Genomic DNA, 26,580 nt, shown 5'->3' on the forward strand with positions numbered 1-26,580 from the left:
TATCGCGATTAATAAGCTCGCTAGTACGTTGATTTTGTTATTTTAACAGAGTATGTTGGCATTCCCTTCGAAAAATTCGAAGGGAATGCCGTTAGAGCAAATAAACATAATTAAATATTGATAAACAAGGAAGTTGTATGAGTGACAATATGAATAATAACCAAGACATCAGTAAAACAAATGAAAATATTCAAGAGTATTGGGGGATGCCCCTCAACACCTATTGCATGCTGATTCACCTTAGTCAGTTGACTAGTATTATCGTGCCTGGTTTAGGCTTAATTTTGCCTATCGTTATGTGGGCTGTGAATAAAGATAAGCACCAAGATATTGATATGCATGGAAAGGTAACCGTGAATTGGTTAATTAGCTTATTTATTTACTCGCTTATTTGTGGCGTGCTCACATTAATTATTATTGGTATGTTTGGCTTAGTAATACTCGCCATACTGAACTTTATTTTTGCTATTGTTGCTGCGCTGAAAGCTAACAAAGGTGAATTATGGGTTTACCCACTTAGCATTACCTTTCTTAAATAACTTTCAAATAACCAATTAAATTGGTCAATTAACGTTATATATGAAAATTAAACATGACGACCTTAGCAGCGGCGATGTTATCGCCCTGCTAGAAGAGCACTTAAAAGATATGTACGCCACTTCTCCCCCAGAAAGTGTGCATGCCTTAGATGTTACCGCGTTAAAGTCACCTGACATTACCTTCTTTAGCGCATGGCAAGGCGACGTTTTAGCTGGCTGTGTCGCGATAAGAAAATTAAGCAACACTGAAGCTGAATTGAAATCTATGCGAACTGTTGCCGCTTTTCGTAATAAAGGCGTAGCAACACAGTTGCTAACCTTTGTGATTGAATTCGCTATAGCAAACGGTTACCGCACGTTAAGCTTGGAGACTGGCACACAAGGCTATTTCAAAGCCGCTCGGCAGTTGTATGCCAAAAACGGTTTTGAAGACTGCGAGCCTTTTGGCAGTTATCAGCTTGATCCCAATAGCCATTTTATGACCAAACCGTTAGTTAACATTGACATATCCCCGTCATCCCCGCCAAAATGCTTTAATACTGGCTAACTGAAACGTCTGCATTTTGACCACGCTATCGCTACACAAGTATCAAGTAAAACTAGAAAACAACTTCACCACTCCTGCATTTACTTTTACCGTTAATCAAGGTGAGCATGTACTCATTGCTGGGCGAAACCGTGCAGGGAAATCCTTGCTTATGGCGGCACTTGCCGGTCGTGGTAAGCCACTAGCAGGTTCACGCATATGTAAAGTGTCAGTTGCTGAAGTGAGCGTAGCCGTTCAACAAGCACTCATTCTAGAAGAAAAACAGAAAGACAGTGCCGACCTGCTTGATATTGTGGCCGAGCCTACCCTAGTACACGAGCTTTTAAGTCAAGCGAACCCTGACTATATAGAACACAGCGCATACGAAGCTTTATCTATAGCGCTGCAGGTTGAGCATTTACTCAATACCGCCTTTCTTTCACTGTCTACGGGTGAAACACGTAAAGTACTTTTGTTGCTCGCATGGGTGAGCAATGCTGACGCTATTTTAATTGATGAGCCTTTTGAAGGGTTAGATAAAGAAGCACGGGCGCGTTTTAACACCTTCTTGAGCCAACAAACTCAGTCCACCTTAGTGATAACGGCAAACACAGTGCGTGATGTGCCGAATGTGGCTTGTAAGTTAGTCTTAGTTGATGCGCTAACTATTGTATCGTCTAGCGACGACAACATGGCACCTGAAGTCTTGGTTAATCATTTATCCTCTTGGTTTAGCTTAAGCACGGCTAACCCCACATTGCCGCCTAGCACTGAAACGTCTAAAGTCTTTCCCAAAGATGAGCCGGTTATTGCACTTCGAAATGGGTTTGTTAAGTACGATGACAATACCGTATTTAAAGATTTAGATTTTGTGGTCTACCCAGGCCAGCATTGGCAAATATCTGGGCCCAATGGCTCGGGCAAAACATGCCTACTGACTATGATCACAGGCGATAACCCTCACTGCTATACCAATGATTTAACCTTGTTTGGAATAAAGCGAGGCACTGGGGAAAGTATATGGGATATCAAGCAACACATTGGCATAATGTCAAACGCACTGCACATGCAGTACCGGGTAAATTACAGCGCTCACCATGTGGTGCTTTCTGGTTTTTACGACAGCATCGGCCTTTATACCACGCCAACCAATGCTGAAAACACGATTGCCGATGCATGGCTTGATGTTATTGGTTTTACCGATAACAAACACACTCCTTTTAATAACTTCTCGTTTGGTGAACAGCGCTTGTTACTTATTGTGCGCGCCATGGTGAAGCACCCGGCGGTATTAATACTTGATGAACCCTGCAATGGGCTAGATGATATTAATCGCACCAATGTGCTGGCGCTAATTAAGCTACTAGCTGGCTCTACCCATACCACCCTGCTTTATGTAACTCACATAGCAGATGAGGCAATTGAGGGCATTGATAACTTGCTTGATATGCGAGATTACCAAGGCTAATTTGCTTTTGTTAATGTAGCTTTTGCTAATGTGGCTTTTTTGATATGACTTCCATGTACAAAACACCATTGAAGCGGCTTGCCCACTTATAAAAGAAAACCCAGCTTTTGCTGGGTTTATTATTTATTTCTTTTGACGTGCTGCTAGTTTTTCTAGCTGTTCATCACTGGCCGGTAATTGGTGGTTTTCTTTCCACTCGGAATACGGCATTTTGTACACGACTTCGCGTGCGGCATCATAATCGATGTCTTCACCCTGCTCTGCAGCGGCAGATGAATACCACTTAGCAAGACAGTTACGACAAAAATCGGCCAGAATCATCAGGTCGATATTTTGTGCATCTTTGTTCGCGTCTAAATGATCAACCAAACGGCGAAACACGGCGGCTTCTATTTCAGTTTGCGTTTGCGTTTCCATGTTGCTCCTTTCTTTAAAAACAAAAAAGGGAGCTAAGCTCCCTTTTCTAATTTTCTATATCTGTTTTAAATCTGCTTCTTGCTATGTTGCTTGAGCTAAAAACTAAGCCACAGCAAGGGAGCAAATAAAAACCTTACTCTGCGTCGTCAGACTTAGGAGCAGGTTTTTCAAGTAACTCTTTAATGCTTAGACGTACGCGGTTTTGACGGTCAATTTCCATCACTTTCACGTCAATCATCGCACCTTCAGTAAGGTAGTCAGTTACTTTGTTAACACGCTCGTGAGCGATTTGAGAAATATGTACTAGGCCTTCTTTGCCTGGTAATACTTCAACAAACGCACCGAAATCTACGATACGGGTAATCTTACCGTGGTAAGTTTTGCCCACTTCGATTTCAGCGGTAACTTGCTCAATCTTGCTGATAGCAATATCGGCTTTAGCACGCTCAGTTGCGAAGATTTTGATAGTACCATCGTCTTCAATTTCGATGTTGGTATCAGATTCTTCAGTAATTGAACGAATCATCGCGCCGCCTTTACCGATAACATCGCGGATCTTATCCTGATCGATTTTAACCGTGTAAATGCGTGGAGCGAATTCGCTAAGCTCTTCGCGGTGACCGCCAATAGCTTCGTCCATTACGTTAAGAATATGCAAACGTGCTTCTTTTGCCTGTTTAAGGGCAATTTGCATGATTTCTTTAGTGATACCTTCAATTTTGATATCCATCTGCAATGCAGTGATACCGCCAGTAGTACCAGCAACTTTAAAGTCCATGTCACCAAGGTGATCTTCGTCACCAAGGATGTCTGAAAGTACAACGAAGTTTTCGTCGCTTTTCACTAGACCCATTGCAATACCAGCAACTGAAGCTTTAATTGGTACACCTGCATCCATAAGCGCAAGTGAAGTACCACATACAGAAGCCATTGAAGATGAACCGTTTGATTCTGTAATTTCAGAAACAATACGTACTACGTACGGGAATTCTTCTTCGCTTGGCATTACAGCTTGAATACCACGCTTCGCCAAACGACCGTGACCAATTTCACGACGCTTAGGAGAACCAATCATACCGGTTTCACCAACACAGTATGGAGGGAAGTTATAATGAAGCATGAAGCGGCTGTCACGACGGCCTTGAAGCTCGTCAATCATCTGCGCATCACGTTCTGTACCTAAAGTAGCAGCTACGATTGCTTGCGTTTCACCACGAGTGAAAACAGCAGAACCGTGAGTACGTGGTAAAATGCCCGTTGCAACGTCTAGTGCACGAATCATCTTAGGATCACGACCGTCGATGCGAGGCTCGCCAGCAAGGATGCGTGAACGAACTACGTCAGACTCAAGATCATGAAGAAGATTAGATACTTCTTTCTTATCTTGGGTTTCGTCTTCAGCAAGGATAGCATCACGCGCTTTTTCAGTAGCAGCAGTTACTGCATCTTTACGAGCAAGCTTGTCAGAGATTTGGTAAGCAGCAACCATTTCAGCTTCAGCTAGTGCTTTCACTTTATCTTTAAGGGTTGTATTTTCTGCTTCTGGTTTCCAGTCCCACTTGTCGATACTAACGTTAGCAGCAAATTCTTTAACTGCTGTTACTACCGTTTGCAATTGTTCGTGACCGAACATTACTGCGCCAAGCATAACGTCTTCAGAAAGCACATCGGCTTCTGATTCAACCATTAATACCGCGCCTTCAGTACCAGCAACAACTAAATCTAGATCGCTGTCAGCTTGCTCTTCAACACGGGTATTTAGAATGTATTCGCCGTCAGTGTAACCAACGCGCGCTGCACCAATTGGACCATTAAATGGAATACCAGAAATGGCAAGTGCTGCTGAAGTACCAATCATAGAGATGATATCAGTTGGGATATCTGGGTTAGCAGACATTACCGTGATAACAACTTGTACTTCGTTTTTAAACCCTTCAGGGAATAATGGACGGATTGGACGGTCAATCAAACGAGCTGTAAGGGTTTCACCTTCAGAAGGACGACCTTCACGCTTGAAGAAACCACCAGGGATTTTACCCGCAGCATATGTTTTTTCTTGATAGTTTACTGTTAATGGGAAGAAATCTTGATCTGCTTTCGCTTCTTTCTTACCCACAACCGTAACTAATACAGCGGTGTCATCCATACTTGCCATGACGGCTGCTGTGGCCTGACGAGCGATAACGCCCGTTTCTAGTGTTACAGTATGCTGTCCATACTGAAATGATTTAGTAATAGGAGTCACTATTTGTCCTTTAATTTCAATCTTATTTATCGCTTATAATCGCGGTGCATAGTATAGCGATGAACTAACGCTAATACCATTAACAAATTTTCTATTCGTAGAATTCGTTGCGGTTTGTAGCTATTTCGCACACATCACGTATTCACTGTGATTAACCCGCTACTCAATGTAGTTCACATTGGCCAAATAAGCGCACAAATACTCACCGCTACGTAAATATCACCATATCCAGATGAAATTTGTATGAATACGCTCAAATTGTATGTATTTTCATCATAATGACATAAAACCTCGTATGCTATAACTAAACCTACACGGTGCGCTAAGGGGAATGTAATGCTAGTACTTAGACTAAATAAAGCTGGCATGCCACAGGAATGGATCCATGTTGAGCAAGCTGCAAAACTCTATTGTCAGGAAAAGGTATTATTCGAATTAGGCAGTGATGCTATTACGCTCAAAGGTGGCTGGGATCATGATGGCCATCAAAGTCAGTTAACCTTGTCGAGTATCATTGCTTGCGATGGCAAGGTAACGGATTTAAGTGGCAAGATAGCATTAACCAATCGGTATCTGTTTAGGCGTGATAATTATTTGTGCCTTTACTGCGGCCAACGCTTCTCACCAAGCCTGTTAACCCGTGATCATATTATTCCACGCTCACGGGGTGGCAAAGATAGTTGGACTAACGTGGCGACGTCTTGTCAGCGCTGTAACCATGCAAAAGCGGCCAAAACCCCAGAAGAAGCTGGAATGCCTTTGCTTGCTGTACCCTTCAGGCCAAACGTTTATGAAAGGTTCTATTTGGTTAACCGTCGAATACTGGCCGATCAAATGGAATTTTTAAAAGGCCACTTCACCGATAAACGAGATTGGCACTTAAACGGTTTCCCCTAGCGATTGAGAGCTAGACGAAGTATTCGGCGGGCAAGCAGATTTTTCTAATGCCTCAAACCACAGGCTTAACCAGTCTGAACACATTTTGTGTTCAAGTTCGTGTGCCTCAGCTGTCGGGCAAAACAAACTGACTTTTACAACGACTTTAGCCAGTTCATTGGTTTTAATTTCAACCTCAGGGTCAATTTGAATAAAATCTTGTTCTAAATGACGCTCAATAAGGCCTTTGTAGCGCTCTGCTACATCACGAAAGTATTCACAGTGAGCATGGGCACTGGCTCTAAATGCCGGTAGTAGGCTGTAGGCATTTACGGTAGGTTCATTAACAATGTTAAACGAGTGCAATTTATAACGGCGTAAGAAGTTTAAATTACGCACTGTCTGGGTAACTAATTGGCTGTTAGGAACATATACGTGCTTACCCGTATAGTTAAACGTTTCAGGGTCAACCTCTAACAAGGCGGTTTTCGCCCAATCCATTTCCACCACTTCACCGATTACGTTATTCATTTGGATCCAATCCCCTACCCTAAATGGCCGTGCCCCTAGGTAGTAAATGAAGCCCATAAAACATTGAATGAATTCGCGGGTAGCTAACACAATGGCTACCATGAAAGCGGCAATTGAAATGGCAAGATTTTGAATTTCAGACGACCACACCATCATCAGCAATACAATAATAAATGCATTGCCTAACTGCTCCAAAATATTAATTTGGTTACGTCGGTCTTCCCCTTTGCGAGAACTACGGCGCTTAATTAATCTAAGGGTGCCCTTTTTAAAGAAGTGCAGCAATACCACTAAAACGAGCGAGGCCAATAGCTTGTAGTCCAACACAAATTCAACAAAATTTTGCCACATTTGCGTAGGGTCAATCACTATTTCCATTTAAATGCTCCAGATAACCGTTTGATAGAAAATAAAAAAGCGCTGAAAATTCAGCGCCTTTATTATGAAGCATGGTAATGATGGGCACAATGCCGACCAGTGGGATTATTATCATCTAACGGCCAACATTTTACGCACCTCATAGGATATTACTTCCTATATTGTGTCGTCGCTTATTCGCGTATTTGACCTACGCCATTCACAAGGTACTTTTCAGAGGTTAGTGACTCTAACCCCATTGGCCCATAAGCATGAAGTTTCGTGGTCGCGATACCAATTTCAGCACCTAAACCAAGTTGGCTACCATCAGAGAAACGTGAAGATGCATTCACCATCACTACACTGGCATCTACGGCACGCTGGAATTTCTTCGCGCTATCTTCGTTTTCTGTACAGATAACTTCAGTATGGTTACTACCAAAATCGGCAATATGAGAAATAGCACCAGCAAAGTCATCTACTACACGAATAGCAATTTCTAAACCTAAATACTCTTCGCCGTAAGCGTCTTCGCTAATAACATCTGCGTTGTTAAAGTACTGAGCGCCTTTTTCATTCACATGCACTGTTACCTTGTGTTGCTCAAACGCTTCTGCAACACGAGGTAGGAAGTCGCCCGCAACAGCTTGATGCACCACTAAGCCTTCAAGCGCATTACATACGCCGGTACGTTGGGTTTTACCATTAAGCAGAATAGCCAATGCTTTGTCTAAATCAGCATCTTTATCTACATATAAATGGCACACACCTTTAAAATGCTGAATAACAGGCACTTTAGAGTGTTCGGTCACGTAGTTAATCAGCCCTTCACCGCCACGTGGAATAATAACGTCAATGTAGTCACGTTGTTCCATAAGCTCTTGCATAAGGGCACGGTCTGGGTTTGGCACTACCGTAACAAGTGCTCTTGGCAAATTGTGCTTTTCAAGCACGTCTTGCATTAGCCCAGCGATGGCTAAACTGGTGTCTAGTGCTTCTTTACCGCCACGCAGAATAACACCGTTACCTGATTTGAAACACAATGCGCCGGCATCAGCAGTCACATTAGGGCGTGCTTCATAAATCATGCACACAACGCCCAATGGAATACGCATCTTTTTAATTTCGATACCGTTTGGACGGGTGCCAATCACGCGCTCACGACCAACAGGATCGTCAAGGCTAATAATAACCTCAATGCCTTCAGCCATAGATTCTATGCGAGCATCGTCTAGAATCAAACGGTCAATCATAGCGTCATCTAAGTTGTTTTCCTTAGCGCGCGCCACTTCTTTTTCGTTAACCGCTTTAATGGTGTCTTTATTTCCACGGATAGCTGCAGCCATGTCTTTCAACACCGCATTTTTCTCAGCTTCATCTAAGATGGCAAGTGTTTGTGCTGCTTGTTTCGCTTGTTTTGCTAATTCTGTAATAATGCTCATTCTTTCTCCAAATTTGCTACATGCTGATCAGAAATAATAGGGCCAGTCTTATCTTCAAATTCACTGGCGAAGTCATCGTTTTCCTGATTCGCGATAAAATTCAGTAAACAGCTACTGTAGTTTGATTTCGCTTTCACGAGCTTAGTTCCGTCAGCTTTTCTTACCAAAATGGTATCGCCTACTGAGAACTCGCCTTTTACATCAACTATTTCGCTGCTAGTCAGTTGTTCACTGTCGTTTTCCAGTGAAGAATCAAAATCTCCCTCAACTATCACTTCGCCCTGCGCGTTCGAGGTGTGGCGCATCCAATGCACGTTTTCTAGCATTGGTTTGTCGTAAGGGCTAAAGTGCGTGCCTGGGTTTTTACCCGCAAGCAACATATTAAATGACAGCTCGGTAAAGCCGTTAATAATATATGTATCTATTCCATGCGAAACTGCTTTTTCAGCCGCTTCAATTTTTGTACGCATACCACCGGTGCCAACACCGCCTTCTGCTGCACCACCAGCCATGGCATAAATGCTGGCGTCTATGGTATCTACTCGTTTGAGCAACTCAGCATCATCGTGATCATGAGGGTTTTTATTATATAAACCATCAATGTCCGAACAGATAATAAGTGCATCTGCGTCAGCGGCTGCTGCCACCATAGCGGATAAGTTATCGTTATCGCCTACTTTTAGCTTGTCGGTGGTTACCGTATCGTTTTCGTTAACGATAGGCAGCACATTATGCTCAAGCAAACTAAAAATAGTTTCACGAATACTAACGTAGCGCTCTCTATCACGCAGGTCAGCATGGGTTAACAGCATTTGCGCTGATGGGAAGTCGAACAACCTATCCCAGGTCGCAATCATTTCTGTTTGCCCTGCTGCAGCCATTGCTTTTTTCACAGCAATGTTCGATTTTTCATGGTCAGGGAACAAGTGTGCCCCAGCGGCGACTGAACCTGAAGACACTAACACTACCTGTGTTCCATTTGCCCGACAACGCACGATGAACTGGGCAATACTTAGCAAATAGTGGCTGCTGCACCCTTGCTTGTTCGGCGAGATTAGTGCACTGCCTACTTTAATGACCACGCGTTTCCAATTGGGATGACTCATAATATTTCATTCACCTTAAGATTGTTGATCTGCTAATTGCTGGTTAGTTGCTCTAAATAAGCGCTGAACATTTTCAGACGGCGCAGCACCTGCGCGCGATACCAACCAAAGGGTTGCGGTACTTACCGCAAAACCAGGAATAATTTCATAAATAACACTGCTTAACGTTTTACCGTCAGCCAATACGGGTGCGTATATCCAAAACAGGACAGTTACTGCACCACTGATAATGCCGGCCAATGCCGCGTTTTGTGTTAAATCCTTTTTGTACAGGCTAAACAGTACCAATGGGCCAAATGCGGCACCAAAACCAGCCCACGCATTGCTCACTAACGAAAGAATGGAGTTCGATGAATCCATTGCCAATAGCAAGGCCACAACGGCTACGCCCGCTACGCCAACTCTCCCGATGGTCACTGTTTCTTTTTCGCTAATGTCTTTTTTCGCTACAACACGGTAAATGTCTTCGGTTAGCGAGCTAGCCGATACTAACAATTGAGACGAAATAGTACTCATGATGGCAGCTAAAATAGCAGCCATTAAAAAGCCACTAATGAGAGGATGAAATAGCAACTGAGAAAAAACGATGAAAATAGTCTCAGCGTCGTCTACTCTCAAATTGAATTGATTTGCATACGCTATTCCCACAAAACCTGTTGCTAATGCTCCAAGTATAGTAACTAGCATCCAAGACATACCAATATTTCGTGCGGTACTTACCGATTTAACATCTCGAATTGCCATAAAGCGCACAATGATGTGAGGCTGACCGAAATAGCCAAGTCCCCACCCAAGACTTGAAAGCAATCCCACGAGCGTGAGAGCGCCCCATGAATCAGAAAAATTCGGTACTGATTCATACGCGGCAGCCGTCATTTGGTTTACACCATCGAACTCGGTAAAGGCCACAACCGGCACAAGTACAAGGGCAATAAACATAATACAACCTTGCACGAAATCGGTAAGACTAACCGCTAAGAACCCACCCAATAAGGTATACGAAACAACAACGCCCAATGTGATAAAAAGCCCAAGCTGATAATCAACTGAGAACGCACTTTCAAAAAGCTTTCCGCCTGCCACGAGCCCTGCAGAAGTATATAAAGTAAAGAATAAGACAATGATGACAGCTGAAACGATGCGTACGTTTGCTTTAGGGTTGTCGAAGCGCTTTGCGAAGAACTCCGGCACGGTTAACGAATCATCGGCAACTTCGGTGTAAACACGAAGTTTGGGAGCAACCAATATATAGTTTGCTAATGCCCCTGCGACAAGACCAATAGCAATATAAACTGCGTCGAACCCGGTTAAGAACATTGCCCCTGGCAATCCCATTAACATCCAACCTGACATATCGGAAGCGCCGGCAGATAACGCGGTAACTTGGGGACTAACCTTTCTACCACCTAGAATGTAACCTGAAATGTCACTAGTAGATTGACGATATGCAAAAAGACCTATACCTAACATCGCTAGAAAATAGATTGCCAGCGATATATAACTTTCAATTGGCATAATGTGAGATTGCTCTCCTATGTTAGTTAAAATTACATCGTTCAGATGCTAGAAGGACAAAATATTCCCTCGAAGTGCTATACAAAATTTAAAACCTAAATAACACGCATCATTTGTTTCCGACTTTAGCCTTATGCCAAAATCAGAATCAAACATTTAAATTGAACAATAATGATTAGAGCTCTAATTATATAAGTATCATCGGTAAGATTTCAAGTTTAAATAGTAGCCAATTTACTATGAAGTCTATTTGCTATGTGAATATAGCCTTAAAGGTTTCACACGCATTAACGAGCTTTAATATCCACACATTATATTGATTACAATGAGATTTTATACAGATAAACCAGTTCGTGAAACGCAGCAATTTATGCCGTAACTCGCTTAACTATTACACTATTAGTATCAATAGAAGCATTTAATATTAAAAGTTAATCTAGTTGTCACTCAGATGAAATGATCGACAACAAAAGCTTTTCAGTGCTTAAATCTCGCTCAACGGGGTCGCAAAGTTGCTCGTTGCCCTGCTGGAGTGTCTTCAACAAGTTTTCGAACGTATTTTTCTCGTCAAACACAGAATATAACTTCGGGTGAATGTAATACTGCCTACAAACAGAAGGCGTATTGCCTAGCATTTTTGACACATGTAAGCTAAGTGCGTTCGGCCATTTTCGGTTACGCCCTTCTCGCAAGTACCTATCTACGTCTGGGAAGCTTTGAAGTGCAAATCGACTGGCTGCCCAGGTTCGAAAATCTTTGCAGCTAAAATTGTCGCCTAAATGCTCGTGAATAAATGCATTTACATCTTCACTATGAATATCACACCACGAGCCATCGGCTAACTGATATCGAAATAAGCTGTAACCTTGAAGCTGAGTGCATTCACACACTAAGGAGGCTAATAAGGGATCGTCTATCGTAATAGTGCGTCGCTTACTGTGTTTACCAGAATATTCAAGAGACACCTTTTCTACCGTTGCTTCTTGAACATGTTTACGGCGAAGCGTGGTTAAGCCGTAGGTGTTATTTTCTTTACTGTACTGCGGGTTGCCTATTCTTACGCCGGTATAATCCAATAACAGGCATACCAAGGCTGATGCCCGCTCTATTGTCCACTGCTCGCCATTGACGAGTGTTCTGCAATATTCTCGAAACTCAGGTACTTTCTGACCGAACACCGTCAAACGTTTGAATTTTTCCGCCTGTTGCTGTTTATGCCAATCAGGATGATAAAGGTATTGTTTTCGCCCCTTAGTATCCAAGCCAATAGCTTGAATACTTGCTTTAGGGTCGCGACTAATGGTGACACTTTTCCAGTTAGGAGGAATGGCAAGTGATTTGATTCTGCGCAGCACACGCTGACCAGCTACCTTTCGACCGCTGGTATAACGATAATAAGCACCTTTGCCGCAAGGAATGCGCTTAATTGTGAGGTGTGGATGAGGCATACCCCCATCGACGACTTGCCCTATAGTCACGTGAACTCCTTTTTATAATATTCTTTATCGCAAACTTACTTCAAGGCTGCTTACTAGTGTGGCAACTTCTACTCGCCATTTTGAATGCCAAAGGAAGATGCAAGTTACGTGCATGTTAATGCCCCACCTAAAACCTATTTCCCTTTTCGAGGTAATCGGTTCGATTAAGAAAAAATTTTCATTATTTTCATATTATTAGCGGTGCGCTTTGATTTTAGAGATAACATCCGGCGGCGTTAATTTGATAAGTCCAAGGCTACCAATAAAAGATAGATTTACAGACTGAGACAAATTTTCATAGTGTGAGTAAATATGAAACATAGTGGAAATACTATCTATAGACCTATGCTAATCATCAGTTAAATGAACTTAAGTTAACATTTCAGAAAAAAGCATATAAAGCATAATAATCATAGTGTTACAGATGAAAGGAGCGTTTGAAATGTATGTAGACTAAAGTTTAACCCGTCAGCGGAACGCATTTTGAATGGTTATGAATGAATATTTGTAAATTCGCTTAATAGTTATGAATTTACCCGCCTTTAACACATTTCGTTAAAGGGTACCGCTTAGGTATACATTGACCGGGTTTATCGGAGAAGTTATGCAAACTGCTAATCATGAAAATCTTCGCGCATCTCTAGCGCCAAATGACCAAATTCAAGTTGCTGCCATATTTGAAGACAAATTGTCGGCAAAAAAAACCATACAACAACTGGCTAATTCCACTGATGTCAGTACTGAACAAGTGGCTTTCATCGACGCAAGCGATACTGCGATGAGTGAGAAGCTAGAACAAGAGAGTAAAAGTATAGGCAAAAACCTATGGCACTCACACTTAATGCTCGGTGGAGTCGGTTTTCTTGTAGGTATGCTTGCGGCGTTTCTTTTAGTCTCGTTTGGCCCTGAATTAACGAAGCAAAATCCATTGTTTACCTACATCGCTTTAATAAGCCCAGGAATTTTTACTGGTTTGTTTGTAGCGGGCTTAGTTGGTCTTCGTCCAGACCGTTCAGAAATAGTACAAGCGGTAAGGCATGCCATTAGAAGAAATCACGTGGCGGTCGTTATTAACTTGAAAAAGAGTCAATCAGCGTCAGACATTGCATCGTTTTTGCATTCACGGAGTAAGAATGTGGTTGAAGCGGTACGCTAGTACGATTTAAACCAATATTAGCAGCCTACTCCCTCTAACCGCAGGTTAAGGGAGTTGCTAGATTTAGTTTCCTCCTCTTTACCTTTCTCTTTTGACCGTTCGCTTTGCTCTTTCATTTTGATCTTTCGTTTTAGCCTTTCGTTTAAATTTGTGCTTGCTGGTCTGGGCCTATCAGGCTGAACTTTGGTCATCATCAGCCGTTAACTTTTTCGCGAGTAAAAAACACGCTGGAAATACTGCACCCCATACAATAGCTAATATAACCACAGTAATAAGTGGTGAATATCCAAAAGTCACCGCACCAAATTTTTGACCACCAAAATAACTTAACGGGGCGAACACAGCACCGCCTACCATGGCAAGTAATGGCTTATCAGCAAACGCACTCAAACTATGCTGTAATGATCCACCTAGTGCAGCCCACAGGCACACCAGCCAAATAGGTATTATCCAATGAGAAGCACCACCGCTAAACCAAGCTCCAGGCTCAAAACCAAATACCCCTGTTAACATCAACAGTGAGTCGACCGCGGTGCCCAGAAATAAAACTGCTATCATTGTTTTACTGTCTGACTTTCGCAGTGGTGAGTAAACAAGCCACGCGAGCAGTAAACCTACAACCAAAAAAGTGCTTTGGTATAAAACCACCAACCACCAAATGGTTTGAAACCATAGAAAGTTTACCAACTTGATAGTGAAACTGTTCGACATTGACTTCGCCTGTTTATGAAGTTACGTACTGCGGTGAAAATTTTGATGGAACCATTACGCCACTATTTATCACTCAGTTCACTGATAAAGTTTTAAAAAAACGTAATTTTTGGTGATTATTTTCATTCTACCTTCATAGATGCTTATTAGTAATAAACAAAAATAGCGTAACCACTGTATAAATAAATTAAATCTTTGAACAAAGGAAATGTGAACAGTATGAAGATGGTTAAATATTATGTACTCGGCGCAATTTTAGCACTAGTGCTAACATGGTTTAGCCCAACATTGTGGCTCTCTGTCATTTTTGCTTGGATCAGCTTTTCGCTTATTGCAGTGAGTAGCGCCTACTTGCTTAACTACCCTGCATTGTTCAGAAAACGAGAAGATGGGTCTATCCCTATTTATATACGTTGGGTCTTTGTTCCATTTTTATTGGGAAGCTGGTTATACAATGAGTATGCAAGGCGAACAGATAAGGTTCCTCCCTTTCAAAGAATTGATGACCAGCTTTATCTAGGCTGTCGCATGTCTTCTCAGCATGTGGATATGCTTAAAAACAATAATATTAACGCTATTTTAGACGTTACCGCGGAATTCGATGGTTTAGATTGGACTGCCTATCAGCTAGATTTTGATTATTTAAATATTCCAGTCCTTGACCATACCAGCCCCACCCAAGAACAACTTACCCTTGCGATTAATTGGTTAGATCAACAACTTGTTGAAGGTAAAAATGTGGTTGTGCATTGCGCACTTGGTAGAGGTCGTTCTGTATTAGTGCTAGCTGCCTACCTACTGGCTAGGGATCCCTCGTTATCCATTTTAGATGCGATGGATAAAATTCAAGCAGTTCGTTCTACAGCAAGACTTAACAAACATCAGTTAGCAGCACTTGAAAAAATAAAGAATGGCGGCAGCTTGTCGTTGACTAAGCGTCTTACTCTTATTGCCAACCCTGTTGCTGGAGGGGGTAAATGGGAAGTTGAAAAGGCGGATATTCTGTCAAGACTAAACGAAAAATTTAAAGTTACCGTTAAAGAAACAACAGCTGAAATAAACGGTGAAGTATTGGCTAAAGAAGCCTTAGTCGACGGGGCACAAATTATTGTTGCCTGTGGAGGCGACGGCACCATCACCGAAGTGGCCAATGCCCTTACCGATAAAAACGTCACACTAGGGGTTATTCCACTTGGTACTGCCAATGCCCTTTGTCAGGTGCTACATGGATATGCCAGTAAAATTGTTCCCATCAGTACAGCATGTGACATCATTATTGACGGCAAAACTGCAGATATCGATACTGCCCAGTGTAATGGTCGAATGATGTTACTGGTTGCTGCGGTTGGGTTTGAAGAGCATATGATTTCTGCCGCGGATCGGGGCGAGAAAGATTCAGGTGGACAATTTGCCTACCTTAAGGGGCTATGGGAAGCCATAGGGAAAAATGACAACCTTAGTTTTCAAGTAAAGTTTGATGAAGATGAAGCCCAGCATCTAGAAACACCAAGCTTAGTAATAGCTAATGCCGCGCCAATTACCACCGCACTTGCTCAAGGCGGAAATCTACCTGATGTAACCGATGGTAAATTAGATATCACATGGCTAACGCCGCAAGATTCTTCTGACCGACAACTACTCTCTTTGGCAGAGCTTGTTTTTGGGCCTGAAGAATATAAAACCAGTTCAGACAGCATCAGGCACAAACAAACCCCATCAATATCCCTTTATTTTGAGGAAGAAGTACCTTATGCGGTTGATGGTGAGATTTTCAGCGCTCGTGAAATCAATATCACCACACACCCTGCTAGTCTTAGGGTATTAACTGGTATAGACCATGCGCAAAATAACAGTCAATCCGCTTCACAATAGCTATAGGTAAAGATTACCGCAAACCCTATGTAAGAAATGCATTATTTAAGCGGTTACTTATGTATCGTAATAATAAGTAACCGCTAAAAGCTGAATTTACAATGACTTAGTGAGCTCGATATAGTGGAACGCTTCTCGCATTAACTAAACGTGTAATGTGTAAAGTGCTTTTTACGCCATATTTTTAGTTCAACTAGTTGAGGGATTACCGATGAAGATTTTCGAAGCGTTACGCCAAGATCATGAGAAACAAAGACTGTTACTTAAAATTCTCGCTGAGACCAGTGGAGACACGGCTGCACGCCGAGAGTATTACCAAGAGCTTAAAAACCAGCTTGAAAGTCATGCAATTGCAGAGGAGCGCCATTTTTATTCTCCTCTACTTAAAAAAGATGACGCTGTCGATTTAACCCGTCATGGTATTGCAGAGCATCATGAAATTGATGAGCTTATTGAAAAACTGGATGAGACCAAAATGGACTCACCAGGATGGCTACGTCACTTAAAATCTCTTCAGGAAAAAGTTGAGCATCACCTTGCTGATGAAGAGCAAGAGTTTTTCCAAGTTGCAGGCCGACTTCTTAACGATTCTCAAAAGAATAAACTTGCTGATTCTTACCAAGAAGAAATGGCAAAAGAACTCGCGCCTCACTAGGCGCGCGTTTTACCTAAATCTTACGAATACAAAAAAGGCCAGTCATATACTGGCCTTTCTTTTAATGTTTGGTTTTACTAAAAATTAGTAAAATAAACTATCGTTTAGCAATAATGTACACGGCGTGGATAACACCAGGGAAATAGCCAAACAATGTTAGAAGGATGTTTATCCAAAACTGAGCGCCAATACCAACTTGTAAGAATACACCTAGAGGGGGCAGTAAAATTGAAAGTATAATGCGAATAATGTCCATAATAATATCCTTGTTTTTGAAGTAATTTCACAGTTTACCCACTCTAACTGCAATAACTCACGCTTTTGAGCAGGCTTTGCTTTTATAATGCATATATTCTGCCAACAATAAGGGATTTACTGGTTCACGTCTATTCGCCTAAAGGTGAATTTTCTAACCACTCCTCTAGAGCATCCTTCGCTAAAGGTCGGCTAATGAAGAAACCTTGCGCAATATCACAGCCCCACTCTTTCAAAATATTTAACGATATCTCGTCTTCTACCCCTTCAGCGACCACTTTCAAATCGAATGCAGAAGCTAATCCCAGCACGGTGTGAACTATTTGTTTATCGTTGTCATCGGTGGCTAACGACAAAATAAAGCTCTTATCGATTTTGATGGTATCCACAGGCAGGTTCTTCAAATACGCAAGTGATGAGTAACCAGTACCAAAATCATCGATAGCAAAGTGAAACCCTCTGCTGGTCAATGAGTTCAAGTTTTCAATAGCAAGTGAGGCGTCGGCCACCAAATCACTTTCTGTTATTTCTAGCTCTAGCGCATCAGGTGAAAGTGCCGCATCGGTAAGCATCGAAACCAATTTATCGAGTAGCGGCTTATTTTGAATGTCTTGCGTTGATAAATTCATCGCTACCGTAAAGCCATAGCCTTTCTGCCTGAAGTAGGACAAATCAGCAATGGTTTGCTGCATAACCCAAGTCGTGACTTGTTCAATCAAGGCAGCCTGTTCAGCAATGGTAATAAACTCATCGGGTGGTACGAAGCCAAGGGTGTCGTTATTCCACCTTATTAGCGCTTCCATACTGCATACTTTCATCGTGCTGAGATCAATTTTTGGTTGATACACCATCGAAAGCTCACTTTGATTGCTAGAAAGCGCTCGCTTAAGCTCGGTAGTAATAGTCAAACGCCTAACGTACTTAGCCTCAAGTTCTGGGCGATAGTGCACACACCATGCATTAGAATGAATAGCTTCGTCGGTAACAATATTAACTTTACGAAATAGCTCTTCTGAGTTGGTTGCATCCTGAGGACAAGACACCACGGCCATCGCCACCTTCACTGGGATTGAGATTAAGTTGCTTTCAACGGGCTGCTCTAAAATGTGTTTCAGTGTTTCTAATTGATTTTCGTCTAACGCCGTATCGGTAATATAGAGAATTTCTCCCCCCGCTAAACGTGCTGAAGTGCCAGGCCAGCGAAGCAAGCGCGTAGCGAGTGCCTTAAGCGTGTTGTCACCGTTGGAATAGCCATAAAGGTCGTTAGTGGTTCTAAAGCCAATAATGGTGATAGCAACAACTTGCAAGTTTACGTTTTCAGACATTTTTCCATCAAAATACCCTTCCACGTAATTTCGATTAAACAAACCGGTTAGCACATCATGTTGCGCTTGATACCGAATGTGCTTTTCTCGGTGCTGAATGCTCTCTTGCATGCTATCCACTGCCGAGGCCAGCTCACTAATTTCACGTAACTTTGATGGCTTATCTAGTGTCGCGCCGTATTCACCGCCTGCTACACGATTTACAGCTTTTACAAGGTTAGAAACGGAACTACTGACATTTCGAGCTAGTAGCATTGAGAACCCCAACGCCACCAGAACCGCAACTAGGGTTAACACGAGAATACTTAATTGTATGTTAGTAAAGGCCTGAAAGGCATCTGATACGTCTACGGCAATAGTAATACGTACAGGAAGTTCCGACATCGACACTAGGCTTACTTCACGGCTAATGTAGGTGTTTTTTTGCTTGAATGTAACATCAACCCAAGAAGGCGTGGGATCACTCGTTAAAACGGATTCTACTTGCTCTGGCGAAAGTGTTGATGCAATAGGCATATTGTCAGTGATATTGGTGATAATAATTTCAGCATCAACAAGATTTTTTAATTCTTGTAGTAATGTTTCGTCAAACTCCACACCGATAATCATGTAATAGCGTAACGTGGGAATCTCTACTTTATAGAGGTTTAATTGAATTAATGTGTCGTTAATAAGGAAAAAGCCGCTTTCGTAGCCTTTCGCAACCAACGCTGTACTAGCTTCTAAGGTTTCCCCTGGCTTAAACAGAGCACTATGAGATGCAACAATGGTGTGGTCTAAATTCACTAATGCAATGACATCGGAATTGATGCGCGACGCATAACTTTCTAATGCGGTTTGTATAGAGGGTAAATCTGCAGTTCCCACGGCTTGGCGAAAGTCGTAGGAGCGAAGTAGTACGTTAGATACATTTTTAATAATGGCTTGGCGATCTTCAATCAGCCTATGCAGTACCTTTTCAGTAACAGCGATATCTTGGCTAATATTTTGTTTTACTAAGTTGTTAGCTGACTTCCAAACCCCTGCAACAATGAGGAGTGAGGCTATAAAAATCCCGCCAAGAAGGGTTCTAAAAAGACTTTGTCGAAGTGATATTTGCAACCTACCGCTCCCAGCGCGCCGTTCTATACATAATACTTACATTCACTTTTTCTAATTGAGTTAGTAGCATAGCCCAATTACCGCAATACTAATAGTCGCTAGGTTGGCGTAATTCCTCATTTTGTAAAAAATTTACAGACACAAAAAAACCGGCTAGAAGCCGGTTTTTAAAGTTGGTGCGGAAAGCGGGACTTGAACCCGCACGAGCTATGCTCACCACCCCCTCAAGATGGCGTGTCTACCAATTCCACCACTTCCGCAAAAATCTTAATTAGGTACGTCTGAATCGTCAGACTTAGGTACGTCACCTTCGGTGATTTCAGCCTGAGGAGCATCACCCGTTGGAATGTCATTCGTCGTTGCTGCGTCTACTGCAGGCGAATCCATAACTGGAACGTCCATATCAGCTGGCGCTTGAACCGGCGCTTCAACAGCTGCTGGTACTTCTAAATTATCCCACTCGTCTTCTGCACTTTCGCGGTTTGCTGTCATCGCACCTAATGTAAGGCTGATAAAGAAGAACAAGCCTGCAAGAATGGCTGTAGTACGAGTCATGAAGTTACCAGAACCACCTGAACCGAAAACCGTATTTGAGCCGCCGCTACCAAAAGAAGCGCCCATATCTGCACCTTTACCCTGTTGAATAAGAACAAAACCAATCAACAGCAATGCAACAATTAAATATGCTACCAGTAGCACTTCGTAAACCATAATTACCTCGTCAGTTTGCCGCTTGGCAAATTGAAATAAAATCTTCTGTCTTTAAGCTGGCGCCACCAATGAGGCCACCATCTACGTCTTGTTGTGCAAACAATGTTTTAGCGTTATCTGCTTTAACACTGCCGCCGTATAAAATTCTTAACCCTTGAGCAAGCTCAGCGTCTACTTTTGCAAAGTATCCACGAATAAATTCATGTACATCTTGCGCTTGTTCAGGAGAAGCTGTCTTTCCGGTACCTATAGCCCAAACAGGCTCGTAAGCCAGTACCGATTTAGAAAGCTCTTGAACGGTTAAACCGTCAACTAATGCATCAAGTTGTTCGCCAATAAAAGACTCAACCTGACCACTTTCTCTAATATCAAGTGACTCACCCACGCAAATAATTGGGGTTAGTCCGCTTGCAATTGATTTCTTTGCTTTCTCGGCCACTAAGCTATTGCTTTCACCGTGGTCGTCTCTTCTCTCTGAGTGCCCTACTATGGCGTACTTACAACCAAGTTCACTGAGCATGTCAGCAGAAAGGTCACCCGTGTGAGCGCCATTATCAAGATGACTTACATCTTGTCCACCCAGCGCAAAGGCTTGAGCAGAAAAGGCTGAAAGATATAAAGCAGGAGGACAAATAACTACATCAACATTATCAAGTGCATTATTCTCAAATGCATCGTTGAACGTAGTGACTAGAGAACGATTACCGTTCATTTTCCAATTGCCCGCTACCAGCGGCTTTCTTTTATTGTTATTCACAATGCAGACCTTAGCCCTGTCTTAAAGCGGGCGTGATATTAACGATTTCAGTAAAAATATACAAGTATAAAACGCAAAATTAGCAGTTCTACCAACTAATTGGCGACTTTACGAACAGTTTCAGCAATATGCTCTGCCCACTTGGAAGAATGCCCTTCATTATCAGACTCTACCATAACGCGAATAAGAGGTTCAGTTCCGCTTTTACGTAATAAAACGCGGCCTTTTTTACCTAATGCAGCCTCTGCTTCTTGTTTAGCGCCTTGCACATCAGCATGGGCTAGATAATCTTGACTAGCATCTTGATAACGCACGTTCACTAAGCACTGAGGATACATATCAAAGCCATTGCTTAAATCGTGTAAATCTAAGTCTGAGCGTAACATTGCAGCGATAACTTGTAGGCCAGCAATAATGCCGTCGCCAGTTGAAGACGTGGCCAAATTAAGAATATGACCCGAGTTCTCGCCACCAATCGCCCAGCCTTTTTGCTGAAGCATTTCCATGACATAGCGATCCCCTACTTTACTTCGTGCAAAAGGAACGCCTAGCTTGCTAAAGGCAATTTCTAAACCAAGGTTGCTCATCAATGTGCCAACAACACCGCCTTGCATACGACCATTTTTAAGTGCATCGCGGGCAATCATATACACGATTTGGTCACCATCTATCACATTGCCTAAATGATCAACCATCATGATACGGTCGCCGTCACCATCTAAAGCGAAACCAAGATGTGCATTGGTTTCTTTTACTTTCTCAACGATTGCGTCCATCGAAGTGGCGCCAACGCCTTCATTAATATTTAAACCATTTGGCGCGGTACCAATTTCAACTACCGTAGCACCAAGCTCGCGCAATACGTTAGGCGCAATATGGTAAGTAGCTCCGTGGGCGCAATCTACTACTATTTTTAAACCGGTAAGAGATAAATCAGACGGGAAACTACCTTTACAAAATTCAATATAGCGGCCTGCAGCATCGTTGATTCTGGTTGCTTTTCCTAGCTTGTCAGAAGCAACACACGTCATTGGCTTATCAAGCATGTCTTCTATAGCCAGTTCAATATCATCATCTAGCTTGAAACCGTCGGCTGAGAAAAACTTAATCCCATTGTCGTAATAAGGGTTATGAGATGCGCTAATCACAATACCCGCTTCAGAACGAAACGTTTTCGTTAGGTATGCGATAGCAGGTGTAGGCATAGGACCCAGCAAACCACTATCAATACCTGCAGCCGATAAGCCTGCTTCTAAAGAAGACTCTAGCATGTAGCCAGATATACGGGTGTCTTTGCCAATAAGTACTTTATTAGTGCCTCGTCCGGCAAGCACTTTCCCTGCTGCCCAACCAAGCTTAATAACAAATTCGGGATTAATATTACTTTCGCCCACTTTACCGCGTATGCCATCAGTGCCGAAATATTTACGCTGCCCCATGAAGGTTCCTTATTCTATTGTTGTTAGCATATTAACAATGTTAACTGCGTCCGCCGTTTCCTGTACATCGTGAACGCGGATAATATGCGCACCTTGCTGTGCTGCAATTGTAGCGAGGGTAATACTTCCCGCCAAGCGTTCATCCACATTTCTGTTTAACAAATTGCCAATCATTGATTTACGAGACATACCCACTAGCACCGGATAGCCCAGCGCCATTATGCTTTGGAGGTGTTTAACCAGTGCATAGTTATGTTCAAGGGTTTTACCAAAACCGTAACCAGGATCGAACAAAATTTGCTCTTTTTTAATGCCCGCCTCAATGCACTGCGATGCCCTTGCTAATAAAAATTGTTTAACGTCAGCCACAACGTCTTTGTAATGGGGCTGTTGTTGCATATCTTTAGGCTGCCCTTGCATGTGCATTAAACACACAGGCACATTCGCATCTGCCGCTGCCGTTAGCGCACCGGGTTCTTGCAAGGCTCTTACATCATTAATTAACCCTGCCCCAGCTTGCACAGCCTGGGTCATTACCTCAGCTTTACTGGTATCTACTGAAATAATGCAATCGGTATTGGCACGCAAAGCTTCAATTACGGGAATAACACGGTCTAGTTCTTCATCAAGTGAAACTGCTGCGGCACCTGGTCGAGTCGACTCTCCGCCAACATCAATTAACGTGGCACCTTGAGATAACATCTTTTCAGCATGTTTTACCGCGTTTTCAAGGAGGGCATGTTTGCCTCCGTCAGAAAATGAGTCGGGTGTGACATTTAAGATGCCCATAACCTGCGGGCGGGATAAGTCTAATTTGTGGGAGGAGAACTGCATTTACTTACTCTTAAAATCAATCAGCCAGCACGGCCTGGTATCGGTCATTTAAAATTATTACGGCACAAATAAAAAACGCCAGAAATACTGGCGTTTTATAAACTTTTTTAGCAACGTTTAGCTTGGTAAGTCACCTGGTTTACCAACAGAAGGCTTATCAACACCATCGTTAGTAATTTCGCCTTCGCGAGTAGGCTTACCGCCACTAGGCTTGTCGCCATCAGAAGGACGACGATCATCCCAATCTGAAGGAGGACGAACTTCACGACGTTCCATCAAATCATCAACTTGCTTCGCGTCGATAGTCTCGTACTTCATTAACGCATCTTTCATGGCTTCCAAAATATCCGCGTTATCTTTTAGGATCTTTTCAGCTCGTGCGTAGTTGCGGTTGATGATGTCTTTAACTTCTTCATCAATTGCTAAAGCTGTTTGATTTGACATTCTGATTGAACCAGATGAAGAACGACCTAAGAACACTTCGCCTTCTTCTTCTGCGTAAAGCAATGGTCCCATCTTGCTCGACAAGCCCCATTGCGTCACCATTTTTCGCGCAATATCGGATGCACGCTCAATATCGTTTGAAGCACCCGTAGTTACGCCTGCTTCGCCAAGGGTCATTTCTTCAGCAATACGTCCACCATACAAACTAGAAATCATGCTTTCTAAATGCTGTTTACTGTGGCTGTACTTGTCTTGTTCTGGAAGATACATAGTTACACCCAGCGCACGACCACGAGGAATAATAGAAACCTTGTAAACAGGATCGTGTTCTGGAACCAAACGACCAACAATTGCATGCCCTGCTTCATGGTAAGCCGTGTTGGTCTTTTCTTCCTCAGTCATCACCATAGACTTACGCTCAGAGCCCATCATGATTTTATCTTTCGCTTTCTCGAACTCTTCCATCGCTACTAGACGTTTATTACCACGTGCAGCGAATAAAGCAGCTTCGTTAACTAAGTTAGCTAAGTCGGCACCGGAGAAACCTGGTGTACCACGGGCAATAACGCTTGCTTCAACGTTATCGGCCACAGGCACTTTGCGCATATGCACTTTAAGAATCTGTTCACGACCACGGATGTCAGGTAAACCAACAACCACTTGACGGTCAAAACGACCTGGACGTAACAATGCAGGGTCTAATACGTCTGGACGGTTAGTCGCGGCAATAACAATAATGCCTTCATGACCTTCAAATCCATCCATTTCAACAAGCATCTGGTTAAGTGTTTGTTCACGTTCATCATGACCACCACCTAAACCTGCGCCACGTTGACGACCTACCGCATCGATTTCATCGATGAATATGATACAAGGCGCGGCTTTTTTCGCTTGTTCGAACATGTCACGAACACGCGATGCACCAACACCCACAAACATTTCTACGAAATCTGAACCTGAAATGGTAAAGAAAGGTACTTTCGCTTCACCAGCAATCGCTTTAGCAAGCAACGTTTTACCCGTTCCAGGAGGACCTACCATCAGTACGCCTTTAGGAATTTTACCGCCTAATTTTTGGAACTTAGATGGGTCACGTAAGAAATCTACCAATTCAGACACATCTTCTTTTGCTTCGTCACAACCTGCAACATCAGCGAATGTGGTTTTGATTTGGTCTTCACCTAATAGGCGAGCTTTGCTTTTGCCAAAAGACATTGCGCCGCGACCACCGCCACCTTGCATTTGACGCATGAAGAAAATCCATACACCAATAAGCAGAAGCATTGGGAACCAAGAAATGAAGATAGATGTGAGAAATGATTGTTCTTCTGGCGGCTCACCGTAAACGCGCACATCGTTTTTAACTAAGTCAGAAACTAACTTGTCGTCAAAATACGGTACGTACGTTTGGAATGTTTCGCCTGAACGTCGGGTACCACGAATTTCGCCGCTATTATTAATGCGAACTTCACGGATGTTACCCTGCTCAGCTTCTCTTAAAAAAGTTGTGTAATCGGTCTGTGTTTTCGACGATTCACCAGGTGAAAAGCTCTGAAAAACAGACATCAACACAACGGCGATAACCAACCATAAGATTAAATTTTTTGCCATATCGCTCAATGCTACTAACCTCTAAAAATCCGAAAGAATATACTTGTGAAAGATAAAACCACGAGAGTTTCACTAACACACATAAACTTTCGCAACGAAAATCGCTTACTCAAAGCGTACTACACTTTATACCCAAGAGCCACCAAATACACCTCACGAGACCGTGATCGTGATGAATCGGGCTTACGTGTTTTTATGGTTGTGAACGAGTCACGTAATGCGCGCAGAAAGGTATCAAAGCCTTCCCCTTGAAAAACCTTGATCATAAAACCTCCACCTGGTTTCAATACTTGATGACACATATCCAGTGCCAATTCACACAAGTACATCGACCCGGCTTGATCTACTGCTGCATTTCCAGACAGGTTCGGTGCCATATCAGACAACACTATATCTACGGTGTTCCCGCCAATTCTGTTCAATAACGCATTTAAAACAGCTTCATCTCTGAAGTCACCCTGCAAAAAATCAACGCCAACGATAGAATCCATCGGTAAAATATCGCATGCGATAACTTGCCCGTTGTCTCCTACCAGTTCAGAAGCGAGTTGTGACCAGCCTCCTGGCGCAGCCCCAAGGTCCACTACTGTGTTACCCGGACTGATAAGTTTGTCTTTTTGCTGAATTTCTTCCAATTTGAAGAAGGCACGCGATCGCTTACCCTGCTTCTGCGCTTTTTGCACATAATGGTCGTTAAAATGTTCTGTTAACCAGCGTTTACTGCTGGCAGAGTGCTTCTTTTTTGTCATTCCAATACATTGTCATTAGGATTGTAGAGAAGATGGCGTTAGAATACGTTAATTCAAGCTTAAATTTATAGATTAATTGTAAGAAAATTGACTACATGAAACTTTCAAATAAACAGAAACAATTTTTAAAAGGCCTAGCGCACCCGCTAAAGCCTATCGTACAGCTAGGTTCAAACGGCCTTACTGAAGGTGTTGTTGCGGAAATCGACAATGCATTAAATTTCCATGAACTGATTAAAGTTAAAGTTCCAACTGATGATCGTGAAGAAAAATCACTCATCATGGATGCGATTGTTCGCGAAACTAAGTCAGAAAAGCTACAAGTAATTGGACATACGCTAATTCTTTACCGTCCGAGTGAAGAGCGTAAAATTCAATTGCCAAAATAAGTCATACCGTGGTGCCGGTTTTTGCCGGCACCATAGTTTTCGTACCGTATTACCGTTAATATTATGTTAAT

The 26,580-nt window shown here is 42.6% G+C and carries 24 protein-coding genes and 1 tRNA gene; 8 read left to right on the top strand and 17 right to left on the bottom strand.

Annotation, left to right across the window (positions count from 1 at the left end):
* Positions 1-137 precede the first annotated feature (137 nt).
* The 3 genes from R1T43_RS11850 to R1T43_RS11860 are packed head-to-tail and all read left to right on the top strand — an operon-like array spanning position 138 to position 2,533.
* On the top strand, positions 138-539 hold the full coding sequence (locus R1T43_RS11850) for a DUF4870 domain-containing protein (RefSeq protein ID WP_317349105.1): 402 nt from the start codon (positions 138-140) through the stop codon (positions 537-539).
* Between the two features lie 40 nt (positions 540-579).
* Complete coding sequence (locus R1T43_RS11855) at positions 580-1,086, top strand: GNAT family N-acetyltransferase (protein WP_317349108.1); 507 nt, start codon at positions 580-582, stop codon at positions 1,084-1,086.
* A 16-nt stretch (positions 1,087-1,102) separates the two neighbouring features.
* Positions 1,103-2,533 (top strand): ATP-binding cassette domain-containing protein, encoded by a 1,431-nt coding sequence (locus R1T43_RS11860; RefSeq protein WP_317349109.1) that lies wholly within the window; start codon positions 1,103-1,105, stop codon positions 2,531-2,533.
* A gap of 123 nt (positions 2,534-2,656) precedes the next feature.
* Here R1T43_RS11860 and R1T43_RS11865 read toward each other — a convergent pair whose 3' ends face one another.
* Together R1T43_RS11865 and pnp are read right to left on the bottom strand one after the other, a co-directional pair.
* The gene (locus tag R1T43_RS11865) at positions 2,657-2,950 is read right to left on the bottom strand and encodes a DUF1244 domain-containing protein (protein ID WP_317349111.1); all 294 of its coding nucleotides are present in this window, start codon (positions 2,948-2,950) and stop codon (positions 2,657-2,659) included.
* Between the two features lie 133 nt (positions 2,951-3,083).
* A complete protein-coding gene (pnp, locus tag R1T43_RS11870; RefSeq protein ID WP_061997389.1) occupies positions 3,084-5,195 on the bottom strand; it encodes a polyribonucleotide nucleotidyltransferase in 2,112 nt (703 codons plus the stop codon).
* 336 nt (positions 5,196-5,531) lie between these two features.
* On the opposite strand from pnp, the gene R1T43_RS11875 reads away from it, so the two are divergent.
* Positions 5,532-6,092, top strand: coding sequence for an HNH endonuclease (locus tag R1T43_RS11875; RefSeq protein WP_063457109.1), 561 nt, complete (start codon positions 5,532-5,534; stop codon positions 6,090-6,092).
* Here R1T43_RS11875 and R1T43_RS11880 read toward each other — a convergent pair.
* The 5 genes from R1T43_RS11880 to R1T43_RS11900 all read right to left on the bottom strand — a co-directional run bounded on the left by R1T43_RS11880 (position 6,075) and on the right by R1T43_RS11900 (position 12,500).
* A complete protein-coding gene (locus R1T43_RS11880) occupies positions 6,075-6,980 on the bottom strand; it encodes a mechanosensitive ion channel family protein (protein ID WP_317349114.1) in 906 nt (301 codons plus the stop codon). The two genes, R1T43_RS11875 and R1T43_RS11880, sit on opposite strands and share 18 nt — an antisense overlap.
* A gap of 173 nt (positions 6,981-7,153) precedes the next feature.
* Entirely contained in the window at positions 7,154-8,401 is a 1,248-nt protein-coding gene (locus R1T43_RS11885; RefSeq protein WP_317349117.1) for a glutamate-5-semialdehyde dehydrogenase, read from the bottom strand.
* A complete protein-coding gene (gene proB / locus R1T43_RS11890; protein WP_211070796.1) occupies positions 8,398-9,507 on the bottom strand; it encodes a glutamate 5-kinase in 1,110 nt (369 codons plus the stop codon). Before proB ends, R1T43_RS11885 begins: the two co-directional genes overlap by 4 nt.
* Before the next feature lie 15 nt (positions 9,508-9,522).
* Positions 9,523-11,022: a sodium/proline symporter PutP gene (gene putP, locus R1T43_RS11895; protein WP_208805667.1), complete on the bottom strand. Its 1,500-nt coding sequence runs from the start codon at positions 11,020-11,022 to the stop codon at positions 9,523-9,525.
* A gap of 443 nt (positions 11,023-11,465) precedes the next feature.
* Positions 11,466-12,500, bottom strand: a complete 1,035-nt coding sequence (locus R1T43_RS11900) for a DNA topoisomerase IB (RefSeq protein ID WP_317349124.1) — start codon at positions 12,498-12,500, stop codon at positions 11,466-11,468.
* A gap of 604 nt (positions 12,501-13,104) precedes the next feature.
* Between R1T43_RS11900 and R1T43_RS11905 the strand changes: the two genes are divergently transcribed.
* Positions 13,105-13,656, top strand: a complete 552-nt coding sequence (locus R1T43_RS11905) for a hypothetical protein (RefSeq protein ID WP_317349127.1) — start codon at positions 13,105-13,107, stop codon at positions 13,654-13,656.
* 171 nt (positions 13,657-13,827) lie between these two features.
* Here the strand turns inward: R1T43_RS11905 and R1T43_RS11910 are convergent, their stop codons facing one another.
* On the bottom strand, positions 13,828-14,367 hold the full coding sequence (locus R1T43_RS11910) for a DUF2878 domain-containing protein (RefSeq protein WP_317349130.1): 540 nt from the start codon (positions 14,365-14,367) through the stop codon (positions 13,828-13,830).
* Positions 14,368-14,586: 219 nt separating this feature from the next.
* Between R1T43_RS11910 and R1T43_RS11915 the strand changes: the two genes are divergently transcribed.
* Positions 14,587-16,239, top strand: a complete 1,653-nt coding sequence (locus tag R1T43_RS11915; RefSeq protein ID WP_317349131.1) for a diacylglycerol kinase family protein — start codon at positions 14,587-14,589, stop codon at positions 16,237-16,239.
* A 211-nt stretch (positions 16,240-16,450) separates the two neighbouring features.
* Positions 16,451-16,894, top strand: a complete 444-nt coding sequence (locus R1T43_RS11920) for a hemerythrin domain-containing protein (RefSeq protein ID WP_211070790.1) — start codon at positions 16,451-16,453, stop codon at positions 16,892-16,894.
* 97 nt (positions 16,895-16,991) lie between these two features.
* On the opposite strand, the gene R1T43_RS11925 is transcribed toward R1T43_RS11920, so the two are convergent.
* From R1T43_RS11925 to rlmE, 9 genes are all read right to left on the bottom strand, one after another.
* Positions 16,992-17,150, bottom strand: a complete 159-nt coding sequence (locus tag R1T43_RS11925; protein ID WP_013784353.1) for a YqaE/Pmp3 family membrane protein — start codon at positions 17,148-17,150, stop codon at positions 16,992-16,994.
* Between the two features lie 130 nt (positions 17,151-17,280).
* Positions 17,281-19,575, bottom strand: a complete 2,295-nt coding sequence (locus R1T43_RS11930; protein WP_317349135.1) for a GGDEF domain-containing protein — start codon at positions 19,573-19,575, stop codon at positions 17,281-17,283.
* A 174-nt stretch (positions 19,576-19,749) separates the two neighbouring features.
* Positions 19,750-19,835 (bottom strand) — tRNA-Leu (locus R1T43_RS11935).
* A 7-nt stretch (positions 19,836-19,842) separates the two neighbouring features.
* A complete protein-coding gene (gene secG, locus R1T43_RS11940) occupies positions 19,843-20,286 on the bottom strand; it encodes a preprotein translocase subunit SecG (RefSeq protein ID WP_317349137.1) in 444 nt (147 codons plus the stop codon).
* Between the two features lie 10 nt (positions 20,287-20,296).
* Entirely contained in the window at positions 20,297-21,043 is a 747-nt protein-coding gene (gene tpiA / locus R1T43_RS11945; RefSeq protein WP_211070787.1) for a triose-phosphate isomerase, read from the bottom strand.
* Positions 21,044-21,138: 95 nt separating this feature from the next.
* Positions 21,139-22,482, bottom strand: coding sequence for a phosphoglucosamine mutase (glmM, locus tag R1T43_RS11950; RefSeq protein ID WP_211070786.1), 1,344 nt, complete (start codon positions 22,480-22,482; stop codon positions 21,139-21,141).
* A gap of 9 nt (positions 22,483-22,491) precedes the next feature.
* Positions 22,492-23,316 (bottom strand): dihydropteroate synthase, encoded by an 825-nt coding sequence (gene folP, locus R1T43_RS11955; RefSeq protein ID WP_317349141.1) that lies wholly within the window; start codon positions 23,314-23,316, stop codon positions 22,492-22,494.
* A 117-nt stretch (positions 23,317-23,433) separates the two neighbouring features.
* Positions 23,434-25,380, bottom strand: a complete 1,947-nt coding sequence (ftsH, locus tag R1T43_RS11960) for an ATP-dependent zinc metalloprotease FtsH (protein ID WP_211070784.1) — start codon at positions 25,378-25,380, stop codon at positions 23,434-23,436.
* Positions 25,381-25,490: 110 nt separating this feature from the next.
* A complete protein-coding gene (gene rlmE / locus R1T43_RS11965) occupies positions 25,491-26,120 on the bottom strand; it encodes a 23S rRNA (uridine(2552)-2'-O)-methyltransferase RlmE (protein WP_211070783.1) in 630 nt (209 codons plus the stop codon).
* 95 nt (positions 26,121-26,215) lie between these two features.
* Between rlmE and yhbY the strand changes: the two genes are divergently transcribed.
* A complete protein-coding gene (yhbY, locus tag R1T43_RS11970) occupies positions 26,216-26,509 on the top strand; it encodes a ribosome assembly RNA-binding protein YhbY (protein WP_013784361.1) in 294 nt (97 codons plus the stop codon).
* Positions 26,510-26,580: the final 71 nt, after the last annotated feature.

The sequence above is a fragment of the Alteromonas sp. CI.11.F.A3 genome (assembly GCF_032925565.1).
In the GTDB taxonomy this organism is placed as follows: domain Bacteria; phylum Pseudomonadota; class Gammaproteobacteria; order Enterobacterales; family Alteromonadaceae; genus Alteromonas.